This window comes from Rhodococcus sp. PAMC28707 (assembly GCF_004795915.1).
In the GTDB taxonomy this organism is placed as follows: Bacteria; Actinomycetota; Actinomycetes; order Mycobacteriales; family Mycobacteriaceae; genus Rhodococcoides.
In genome coordinates this window covers 821,550-831,962 of sequence record NZ_CP039253.1, presented here as the reverse complement: position 1 = coordinate 831,962, position 10,413 = coordinate 821,550, and the positions used below count along the sequence as shown (strand labels likewise).

Genomic DNA, 10,413 nt, shown 5'->3' with positions numbered 1-10,413 from the left:
ACTACGTCAGAAGTTCACTATCGGAACTATATCGTCTCGTTATCTGAACGTTACAGAATTTTTCGGCAGAACGTGAACTTCCGCCTCGTGACACCGCTATGACAAGGAGGTCTGCGTTTCTGTCAATTCTCGCGAGGGGCCGAATGTGGCTGGTTCTACGCCCTATTCCCGGCTGGGCGACAAGGAACGGCGTGTACTTCTGTGCCGCGCCTTGTTTCGGCCCGTCGTCACAGCAGTTCTTTTGACTGCCTTCTACTTCGTCGCCCCGATGAACGACGTCGCCGACGTCGGTTCCCTCACCATCCTGGCCGTCGTACTGATCGGGGTGGGCGTCGTATTCGCCTGGCAGGTCATGAAGGTGTTGAAGGCCGACTATCCGACACTTCAGGCGATCGAAGCAACTGCGGCGATCGTCCCGGTGTATCTCATCGGCTTTTCTACCGTTTACTACCTGATGGCCGAAGCGGCATACGACAATTTCACCGAGCCGGTGTCCCGGATGGGCAGCCTCTATTTCACTCTGTCCGTGTTTTCCACCGTGGGATTCGGTGATATCGCCGCATCCACCGATTCTGCCCGCGCTGTCGTTTCACTACAGATTGTGGGGAATTTGGTGATCATCGCGCTCGGTGGCCGACTCCTCTTGGCCGCGATCAGGCGGGGGCAAGCGCGAAACGCCGGCTGATCGGTGTGTGCGGCAGGGTGGGGTCCTCGACGTCGGACAACCCAGACCTTGAGTGCTGGCACTCGCGTGTATAGAGTGCTAGTTGGCACTGAGTGAGTTTCCGGCACCCGCGACGACGGGAACGAGCGCAGAGCTACGAACGTAGAAGATGTACAACATCACCAACAAACAGCTGTCCGGGGATCCGACCCCGGACGCGTACCCCATAACAATGGAGGGCTCAACGTGGCGAGCGTGAAAATCAAGCCGCTCGAGGACAAGATCCTCGTCCAGGCCAATGAGGCCGAGACGACGACCGCCTCCGGTCTGGTCATCCCCGACACAGCCAAGGAGAAGCCTCAGGAAGGCACCGTCGTCGCAGTCGGCGAAGGCCGTGTCACCGAAAAGGGCAACCGGATCCCGGTCGACGTCAAAGAAGGCGACACCGTCATCTACAGCAAGTACGGCGGCACCGAGATCAAGTACGCCGGCGAGGAGTACCTGATTCTGTCGGCACGCGACGTGCTGGCCGTCATCGCCAAGTAAGTCATATACGCACCCCGCCCCGGAACCCGATTCACTTCGGTCCCGGGGCGGAGTGCGTTCGATCGAGTCCCGACTCGAAGGAGAAACACCGAAAACATGGCAAAGCAAATCCGATTCAACGAGGAAGCTCGCCGCGCCCTCGAGCGTGGAGTCGACAAACTCGCCGACGCGGTCAAGGTGACGCTCGGACCCCGTGGACGGCACGTTGTGCTGGCCAAGGCTTTCGGTGGCCCAACGGTCACCAATGACGGCGTCTCGATCGCCCGTGAGATCGACCTCGAAGACCCGTTCGAGAACCTGGGTGCCCAGCTCGTCAAGAGCGTCGCGACCAAGACCAACGACGTCGCAGGCGACGGAACCACGACAGCAACCGTGCTTGCGCAGGCACTCGTTCGCGGTGGACTCAAGAACATCGCCGCCGGCGCGAACCCGATCGCACTCGGATCGGGAATCGCCAAGGCCGCCGACAAGGTTGCCGAAGCGCTCCGCGCTGCCGCAACTCCCGTCGAGGGCAAAGAGGCCATCGCCCAGGTCGCAACAGTGTCCTCACGCGACCCTGAGATCGGCGAACTGGTCGGCGAGGCACTCACCCGTGTCGGCTCCGACGGCGTGGTGACGGTGGAAGAGTCCTCGACTCTGAGCACCGAACTCGTGGTCACCGAAGGGGTGCAGTTCGACAAGGGATACCTGTCGCCGTACTTCGTGACCGACCTCGACGCACAGCAGGCTGTTCTCGAGGACGCATACATTCTGCTCTTCCGCGAGAAGATCACCTCCCTTCCCGACTTCCTTCCGCTGTTGGAGAAGGTCGCCGAGAGTGGCAAGCCACTACTGATCATCGCCGAGGACATCGAGGGCGAAGTTCTCTCGACACTCGTGGTGAACTCCATCCGCAAGACCATCAAGGCCGTAGCCGTCAAGGCACCGTTCTTCGGTGATCGTCGCAAGGCGTTCCTCGACGACCTGGCAGTGGTGACGGCAGCGCAGGTCATCACAGCTGACGTCGGCCTCAGCCTCAAGGAAGCAGGACTCGAGCTTCTCGGTCAGGCGCGTCGCGTCGTCGTCACCAAAGACGACACCACGATCGTCGACGGAGCAGGCACGCAGGTCGACATCGATGCACGTGTCGGACAGTTGCGACGCGAGATCGAGAACACCGACTCGGACTGGGATCGGGAGAAGCTCGAAGAGCGCCTCGCGAAGCTCTCCGGTGGCATCGCGGTCATCAAGGTGGGCGCAGCGACCGAGACCGAGCTCAAGGAACGCAAGTTCCGCGTCGACGACGCGGTCAATGCGGCCAAGGCTGCGGTCGAAGAAGGCATCGTTCCCGGTGGAGGGTCGGCACTGACGCAGGCTGCGCTTTCGCTCGTGGACGATCTCGGGCTGACGGGCGACGAGGCTACCGGTGTTGCAGTCATGCGTACGGCTCTGAATGCCCCGCTGTTCTGGATCGCAGCCAACGCTGGTGTCGACGGTTCCGTCGTGGTCAGCAAGGTTGCCGAGCTCCCCAAGGGCCACGGTTTCAACGCCGCGACCCTGACCTACGGAGATCTACTCGCCGACGGCGTGGTGGATCCGGTCAAGGTGACCCGCTCGGCCGTCGTCAATGCGGCCTCGGTCGCACGGATGATTCTGACGACCGAAAGCGCGATCGTCGAGAAGCCGGTCGACTACGAGGAGCCCGCAGGCGGGCACGGACACAACCACTGATCGAAACGCTGTACGAATAAACGCGATGGACCCCCTCCGGAACGGAGGGGGTCCATCGCGTTTGTCGCGAGTTCTTCGGCTATACCGCGATTCGACGGCGGTGGTGGCGGACGTGGATGTCCCGCTCGTTCTCCGACATTCCGCCCCAGATTCCGTATGGTTCGGAAACGCTGAGCGCATGTGTACGACACTGTGCGAGTACTGGGCAATTGCCGCACATTTCCTTGGCGCGCATCTCTCGCTGAGCGCGAGCGCGTCCTCGCTCCCCGTCCGGGTGGAAGAACATCGAAGAGTCGACTCCACGGCACAGGCCGTGCATCTGCCAGTCCCAGATGTCGGCATTGGGCCCAGGGAGGTGGTTCGGTTGTGGCATGACTACTCCTAGGGTGCAGGCTCGCGTCCTTGCGAAGTCGGCGAGTGGGGGAAGAGCGGCAAGCGGGGCTGGCATCGGTGTCGACATGAACTTTCTTTACAAGGCCCGCGAGAAGAACTGAGCATGATCGAAGTTCGGGTCGGTACGCGTTCACCGACTTTGTCGGAACATCCACAACGTTATGCGAGTCGAGGAAAACGAGTCAACAGTTTTTCATCGTGTCGATGTGCATAGGCAATCACGAAACTTTTACTTGTTGGTTATTTACTTCGGAACAATCTCGTGCATGGCGGTCCGGTCGAAGAAGTTGCCGTGGTCGCGGCGCCGACGGGCGAGCGTCCGCACCCTCGCCGTGCGATGGGAGGTCATGCAGCCTGGTGGGCCACTACGGGCTCAATAGAGGGAACTGACCGCGAAATCCGGCATCCTTGCTGGTAGGACGGCTGGGTTTGTGCTCCGCGCTCGTGAGAGCCTCTCGCGAATCCGCGCCTGTGAACGATTCGGGGGTCGGTCGAGTTCGAAATGCGGGTAGCGAATGCGTTGGGTCTCGTACTTGGACAGCACGTTCTCTCCGGCACCAGATGTTGTCCGACGGGAAAGAGAAACCGTTTAACCTTCTGTTCATAAGCGGTTGGCATTGTTCACCCATTCGTCGCAGAATGAATTGTTAATTCTGTGATAAAAGTCGTGGAAAAGTTCGAATTCTGTCTGTGAAACAAGTAAACGGTCGAGCTGTCGGGAACTAAAACACATTCGCGCTGCTCGGCGATATTCAACCATCGGGCCCACATTTTTCCCGAAGGTACTGTTGCCCAAAAGGTACTCTTGCTCGGTGCACCTGGCCGATACAGAACGTGTCCCGACGGCGGTCGACATCCTGCGGGCAGCCGCGTTCGGGGCCAATCCCGGTCTCTGGCCGCTCCCATCGGCGCATGACCCGACTTCGACGTGGCTTCGAGCGATTGCGCTGGGGGGACAGGGGCGCTATGCGCTCGGTCGCGCCGAACTGGACACGCTCGAGAACACACTCCCGGCGGGGCACACGGTGCTCTCCCTTGCTGGATCGACACGCGCGTCGTGGTCGAGACAGATCGGTGCTCACCGAACTGCAGAGCGATTCGACGGGCGCGCCATCGCTATGGTGGGCGTGACCAGCGGAGTCGAATACCCCGTGCTGGTCGAGGCGCAATGTGATGCGCTCACCGGGCTGGCCGCCGACGCACTGGGTTCGGGGCGATTCGCCTTGTCCTCGGCATTTCTCGACAGATGCAGTAGAACGCTCGCGCAGTACCCGAGCTGGGATCTGTGGCGACCACAGCTGAGACTTCGGTGGGTCATGGCAGAGCTGGCGATGTTCTCGGGCGACGGACCCGCGGCCGTGCGACACGCACTCGATGCACGCGAACGCGCAACCGATACCGTTTCGTTACGGCACCGAGTGAAGACCGACCTGATCGTCGCCGCTGCATACAGCTCGGTGGGGGACCTCGACGGTGCTCGCACGCTCGCTTATTCGGTGCTCGATGCCTGCTCGGAGCTCGGACTTCTACCATTGCGTTGGGCGAGTGCCATGTTGTTGGACGGCATCTGCGAGGGGAGCGCCGCAAAGAAAGTCGTCGCCGAGAGTGCTGCACTTCTCGGCCGACGCGGTGGTGACGTTATTGCTGTGTGACATCACGGACCGAGCGGTTCGATTATGAACGGGGAGGGTCGCTATCCTTACTAGGTTCCACCTGCGGGTGGAAGCGCCAGTCGATCCGGACGGCGTCACTGTAACGCGGGGAATCCTTGAGCGATGAACAACACGGGTGAGGAGTTGGACTCCTTCGTCGTTGCTGCTGCGCAGGGCGAAAGAGCTGCGCTCTCCCGGGTATTGGAAATCATTCGTCCACTGGTCGTGCGGTACTGCCGCGCTCGAGTGGGGTCTGCCGAGCGTGGTCAACTCTCGGCAGACGACGTTGCGCAGGAGGTCTGCTTGGCCGTCATGACCGCCTTGCCTCGCTATCAGGATCAGGGCAGACCGTTCATGGCCTTCGTCTACGGCATTGCCGCTCACAAGGTTGCAGATGCACACCGAAGCGCATCACGTAACAAATCGGACCCAGCCGCCGAAGTACCAGATGTCGTCTCCACCGAACACGGACCCGAGCAGCGAGCTTTGGAATCCGAGTCGAGCCGACAGATGACTGCACTGCTGGGAACCCTCCCGGCGAAGCATCGCGAGATTCTCGTGCTTCGCCTTGTTGTCGGATTGTCGGCAGAGGAAACTGCGGCAGCAGTCGGGAGTACTGCAGGCGCTGTCCGCGTGGCTCAACATCGAGCCCTCGCGAAGTTGAAGAACGAAGTTGTGAAAGCGGGTGAAATGTATGGCTAGGAACAACGGCCGTGATGGCATTCCCCGTATCGGTCGACCCGACGGGTCGTCGTCCCCATCGCCCGGAAATGACCCGTACACCGATGCGGGTCTCGTCGACATCGCTGCAGTGCGTCGTGACGACCAGTTCATCGAGGCTCTCAGGAATGACGGTCCGGTCTCCACGGACAATGCAGACGAGTATCGCCTCGCGTTGCTTTTGGCCGGTTGGAGAGCCGAGGTCATCTCGCCTGCGCTGCCCAGCGGCCCAAGCGTCGACGACGTCGTTGTCGCTGTCGAACAGGAGATCGCTGCCGCGGATCTGTCTCGGAGAAACTCCCGTCGGGGTCGGTCCAGTTTTCTACGTCCGATCGCGGGTGCTGCCGCAGCAATCGCCGTCGTGATGGGCGGTTTGGTCGTTTTCTCGTACAACTCCGCGCCGGGTGATCCGCTGTGGAGCGTCAAGTCGGTAGTGTTCGCTCAGCAGGCGGATTCGACAGTGGCGCAGATCGATACGACATCCAAGTTGGAGCAGGCAGAGCAGTTGCTTGCAGCCGGTGATGTCCAGGGTGCGCGCACCTTGCTCGACGGTGCGACTTCGACGACGGACTCGGTCACCGACCGAGCCCAGCGATCAGACCTCGAGATGTGGCTGCACCGTCTGATGGATCAACTGCAAGCATTGATCCCGACGCTTCCCACGCTCCCGCCGTTTGCGCCACCCGCGACCGATTCGATCGTTCCGCTGCCGGAGAACATTCCTTCCGATATCCCTCCGATGCAGGTGCCGCCGCAGGAGTTGCCGCTTCTTCCGGTGCTGACGTCACCGGTCGAGGTCCCGCCACCGCCGCCACCGGTTTCTACGCCGACAGGACCGCCGCCAACGTCGGCGCCGCCGGTCACCGAAACCGCGCCACCTTCGCCGACGATCGTGAAGGTACCGAGTCCCACCACGGCAGCTGCCAGTGGGTCGACCGGCGGGGGAGGCACCTCGCAGCAGCGTGTCGAGATACTCGACGGCAGCTAGGTCCCAGCACAGACAACGGACACGATAAGAAAGGCCCGACACGAAGTTCTCGTGTCGGGCCTTTCTTCGTTGTTGTGGGAGTTGATCAGATTTCGGTGTAGGTCAGCTGTCGAACCCGTCGCTGTGCAGGGCATCGTTCATCGAGGCGTCCGCGAAGCCGCGGCAGTAGTCCCACGTCACATAAGCGTCCGGTACTGGGTCGTATGCGGGCTCGTGGGGGCGAACGGTACCGTCGACAAGCAGTTGGAGCAGGTTCGCTCGAAGCATGTCCCAGTCGTGGTAGTGGTCTTGCTGGCAGTCTTCGCAGCACACGACAAGACCGCGAATACCGCGGTGGCCGAGCAGCGCTTCGTAGACGGCCAGATCAGCCAGATCCTCCTCGACGGCTAGCCGCTCCTGAGGATCCAACGGCTGTCCCGGCTCGATAGCGTCGAGGGCGGCCGATGGGTCGGCGGGGTCACCGGCGAACGGATCCGGAGGTAAACCTGGAGGCAATTGATCGCGCACACCTCCACGGTACGCAGGACTGGTGGGTATGCGCCAGCCGTTCATGCTCGAGTCGCCGACAAACATGCTCGATTCGTCTGGTTTCCATGCTCGATTCGTCTGGTTTCGCCGATTCCGGCGAGGTTCACCGAGCGCTCGGGGCGGCTTCACAGTGCGCGTTCACGCTGGCTGTGGGGAGCCGATACCATGGAACAAGGCGCCGCGGCCGAGCGCGCGCACGCATCATGTACTCCATCCGTTCTTTTTCCACACGCGTATCGCATATCGCGTCTTCCCGACGCGGCCCGATGCGCACCCAGGCTCTAGGGAGGGCCAGATCCACATGAGTAGTCCAGGAGCCCATGTCCGTACCGGTGGCGACGATCCCAACAAGGTCGCCATGCTCGGTCTCACCTTCGATGACGTCCTACTGCTTCCCGCCGCGTCGGACCTGATTCCGAGCGCAGTGGATACGTCGAGCCAGATAACCCGTGACATCAGACTTCGAGTTCCCCTCGTCAGCTCGGCGATGGATACCGTCACCGAGGCGCGCATGGCAATTGCCATGGCGCGCGCAGGTGGCATGGGAGTGCTGCACCGCAACTTGTCGCTGCTGGACCAAGCAGCACAGGTGGAGACCGTCAAGCGGTCGGAGGCAGGCATGGTGACCGATCCGGTGACATGCAAGCCCACCGACACTCTCGCCGAAGTAGACGCGATGTGTGCGCGGTTCCGCATCTCCGGCCTGCCGGTGACCGACGAGACCGGCGCTCTGGTCGGCATCATCACCAATCGCGACATGCGTTTCGAGGTCGACCAGAATCGCCGAGTAGACGAGGTCATGACCAAAGCGCCACTCATCACCGCCCGCGAGGGCGTGACGGCGGACGCAGCCCTCGGGCTCCTTCGGCGTCACAAGATCGAGAAGCTACCGATCGTCGACGGCCAGGGTGCGCTCACCGGCTTGATCACGGTCAAGGATTTCGTCAAGACGGAACAGCATCCGTTCGCTACCAAGGATCGCGACGGTCGATTGCTCGTCGGTGCAGCGGTGGGCGTCGGTCAGGATGCATGGGCGCGCTCGATGGCTCTCTCCGATGCGGGTGTGGACGTACTCATAGTCGACACCGCACACGGGCACAACTCCCAGGTCCTCGAGATGGTCAGCAAGCTCAAAGCCGAGATCGGCGAGCGCGTTCAGATCGTCGGCGGCAACGTTGCCACTCGCGCGGGCGCACTGGCGTTGGTCGAAGCTGGTGCGGATGCGGTGAAGGTCGGGGTCGGACCCGGGTCGATCTGCACCACTCGCGTCGTTGCGGGCGTGGGCGCACCTCAGATCACGGCGATCCTCGAGGCCGTCGCAGTCTGTAAACCACACGGCGTTCCTGTTATCGCCGATGGCGGGCTTCAGTTTTCCGGTGACATCGCCAAGGCCCTTGCGGCAGGCGCGTCGACCGCGATGCTCGGATCGCTTCTGGCAGGCACCGCCGAGTCGCCCGGTGAGCTGATTCTGGTCAACGGCAAGCAGTTCAAGAGCTACCGTGGGATGGGTTCGCTCGGGGCAATGCAGGGCCGTGGTGCAGCCAAGTCGTTCTCCAAGGATCGTTACTTCCAGGACGATGTGCTGGCCGAGGACAAGTTGGTTCCGGAGGGCATCGAGGGACGCGTGCCGTTCCGAGGGCCGTTGTCGCAGGTAATTCATCAGCTCACCGGTGGTTTACGTGCAGCGATGGGTTACACCGGGTCCAACTCCATCGAGGAATTGCAGAACGCGCAGTTCGTACAGATCACTGCTGCGGGCCTGAAGGAAAGCCACCCGCACGACATCACGATGACTGCGGAAGCTCCCAACTACACCACTCGGTGATGTGCCGCGCCGATCCGGCGTGCTGAAGCATTCATCCTGTAACTCTTGAGAAAGGGGCGCACCCGTGCGCGACCTCGTTGAAATCGGCATGGGCAGAGAAGCCCGGCGTACCTACCAGCTCGAGGACGTCGACATCGTGCCGTCCCGGCGTACACGGTCGTCGAAGGAGGTCTCGACGGCCTGGCAGCTCGACGCATACCGCTTCGACATTCCGGTGTTGGCTCACCCCACCGACGCTTTGGTGTCACCTGAATTCGCTATCGAACTCGGTAAACAGGGTGGGCTCGGTGTCATCAACGGCGAAGGTTTGTGGGCGCGGCATTCCGATGTCCAAGCGAAGATCGACGAGCTGGTTTCTATCGCCGGAAGCGATTTCGACGCCGATGCGCCGGTAGCGTTTCTGCAGAAGCTGCATGCGGCTCCGTTGCAGCCGGAACTACTCGCAGCCGCCATCGCGCAGGTTCGTGCCTCGGGGGTGACGGTGGCAGTTCGGGTGAGTCCCCAGCGCGCGAGAAGCTTGACTCCTGCGCTGATTGCGGCCGGCATCGATCTTCTGGTGATTCAGGGCACGATCATCTCGGCCGAGCATGTCGCGCGCAGTGACGACGAACCATTGAACCTCAAGACGTTCATCGCAGATCTCGACGTTCCCGTGATCGCGGGTGGCGTCAGTGATCATCGCACTGCGCTGCATCTGATGCGGACCGGTGCGGCCGGCGTGATCGTCGGGTACGGCTCTGTGGAGGGTGGCACGACGACGGGTGAGGTCCTGGGCATCGGAGTGCCGATGGCGACTGCGATCGCAGACGCCGCTGCTGCACGGCGGGAGTATCTCGACGAAACCGGCGGACGCTATGTCCACGTGATCGCCGACGGTGGCATCACCACTTCGGGTGGGTTGGCGAAGGCTATCGCGTGTGGAGCGGACGCCGCGGTGCTGGGGGCTCCACTCGCTGCCGCAGCGGAGGCTCCCGGTAGGGGTTGGTACTGGCCGTCGGCGGCTGCGCATCCGTCCATGCCTCGCGGTGCACTGTTGCCGGTTGCAGCAGGGGAGCGCCCGAGCCTCGATCAGGTGCTTCACGGGCCCTCGAGTGAGCCGTACGGTTCGATCAATCTTGTTGGTGGACTGCGTCGTTCGATGGCAAAGTCGGGCTATTCCGATTTGAAGGAGTTTCAGAAGGTGGGCCTGAACGTCAGAGGCTGAGCTCCGTCTCTTCCGGAAGGCGCGCACCCCGATCGTTGGGGTGCGCGCCTTTTGTGCATTCTCGGGACCGCCCCGAAGATGGTGCTAACTGCAGTTACAGCTAAGGTAGCTAGTGTCAACTGTCACAGCCCTGTGGTCAGGTCGCGCTTTCTGTCACCTACCGTGTGGTCTCGATCACCTGAT

At 61.9% G+C, this 10,413-nt stretch carries 11 protein-coding genes; 9 read left to right on the top strand and 2 right to left on the bottom strand.

Annotation, left to right across the window (positions count from 1 at the left end):
* Positions 1 to 145: 145 nt before the first annotated feature.
* The 3 genes from E5720_RS03835 to groL all read left to right on the top strand — a co-directional run bounded on the left by E5720_RS03835 (position 146) and on the right by groL (position 2,920).
* Positions 146 to 685, top strand: coding sequence for a potassium channel family protein (locus E5720_RS03835; RefSeq protein ID WP_247596157.1), 540 nt, complete (start codon positions 146 to 148; stop codon positions 683 to 685).
* A 225-nt stretch (positions 686 to 910) separates the two neighbouring features.
* Positions 911 to 1,210 (top strand): co-chaperone GroES, encoded by a 300-nt coding sequence (gene groES, locus E5720_RS03830; protein ID WP_008718149.1) that lies wholly within the window; start codon positions 911 to 913, stop codon positions 1,208 to 1,210.
* A gap of 96 nt (positions 1,211 to 1,306) precedes the next feature.
* Positions 1,307 to 2,920: a chaperonin GroEL gene (groL, locus tag E5720_RS03825; protein WP_136169539.1), complete on the top strand. Its 1,614-nt coding sequence runs from the start codon at positions 1,307 to 1,309 to the stop codon at positions 2,918 to 2,920.
* A gap of 79 nt (positions 2,921 to 2,999) precedes the next feature.
* Here groL and E5720_RS03820 read toward each other — a convergent pair whose 3' ends face one another.
* The gene (locus E5720_RS03820; protein ID WP_136169538.1) at positions 3,000 to 3,293 is read right to left on the bottom strand and encodes a WhiB family transcriptional regulator; all 294 of its coding nucleotides are present in this window, start codon (positions 3,291 to 3,293) and stop codon (positions 3,000 to 3,002) included.
* On the opposite strand from E5720_RS03820, the gene E5720_RS22255 reads away from it, so the two are divergent.
* From E5720_RS22255 to E5720_RS03805, 4 genes are all read left to right on the top strand, one after another.
* Positions 3,292 to 3,414 (top strand): hypothetical protein, encoded by a 123-nt coding sequence (locus E5720_RS22255; RefSeq protein WP_281727921.1) that lies wholly within the window; start codon positions 3,292 to 3,294, stop codon positions 3,412 to 3,414. The two genes, E5720_RS03820 and E5720_RS22255, sit on opposite strands and share 2 nt — an antisense overlap.
* 711 nt (positions 3,415 to 4,125) lie before the next feature.
* Positions 4,126 to 4,965 carry a hypothetical protein gene (locus E5720_RS03815; RefSeq protein WP_247596156.1) on the top strand — a complete coding sequence of 280 codons (840 nt, stop codon included), beginning with the start codon at positions 4,126 to 4,128 and terminating at the stop codon, positions 4,963 to 4,965.
* A gap of 123 nt (positions 4,966 to 5,088) precedes the next feature.
* Entirely contained in the window at positions 5,089 to 5,667 is a 579-nt protein-coding gene (locus E5720_RS03810) for a sigma-70 family RNA polymerase sigma factor (protein WP_084348435.1), read from the top strand.
* Positions 5,660 to 6,673, top strand: a complete 1,014-nt coding sequence (locus tag E5720_RS03805) for an anti-sigma-D factor RsdA (protein WP_136169537.1) — start codon at positions 5,660 to 5,662, stop codon at positions 6,671 to 6,673. The genes E5720_RS03810 and E5720_RS03805 overlap by 8 nt, the downstream gene beginning before the upstream one ends.
* A gap of 102 nt (positions 6,674 to 6,775) precedes the next feature.
* On the opposite strand, the gene E5720_RS03800 is transcribed toward E5720_RS03805, so the two are convergent.
* Complete coding sequence (locus tag E5720_RS03800; RefSeq protein WP_084348502.1) at positions 6,776 to 7,180, bottom strand: DUF5319 domain-containing protein; 405 nt, start codon at positions 7,178 to 7,180, stop codon at positions 6,776 to 6,778.
* Positions 7,181 to 7,502: 322 nt separating this feature from the next.
* Between E5720_RS03800 and guaB the strand changes: the two genes are divergently transcribed.
* Together guaB and E5720_RS03790 are read left to right on the top strand one after the other, a co-directional pair.
* A complete protein-coding gene (gene guaB, locus E5720_RS03795; RefSeq protein ID WP_168708273.1) occupies positions 7,503 to 9,026 on the top strand; it encodes an IMP dehydrogenase in 1,524 nt (507 codons plus the stop codon).
* 64 nt (positions 9,027 to 9,090) lie between these two features.
* Positions 9,091 to 10,230 (top strand): GuaB3 family IMP dehydrogenase-related protein, encoded by a 1,140-nt coding sequence (locus E5720_RS03790; protein WP_136169536.1) that lies wholly within the window; start codon positions 9,091 to 9,093, stop codon positions 10,228 to 10,230.
* The last annotated feature ends 183 nt before the right edge of the window (positions 10,231 to 10,413 follow it).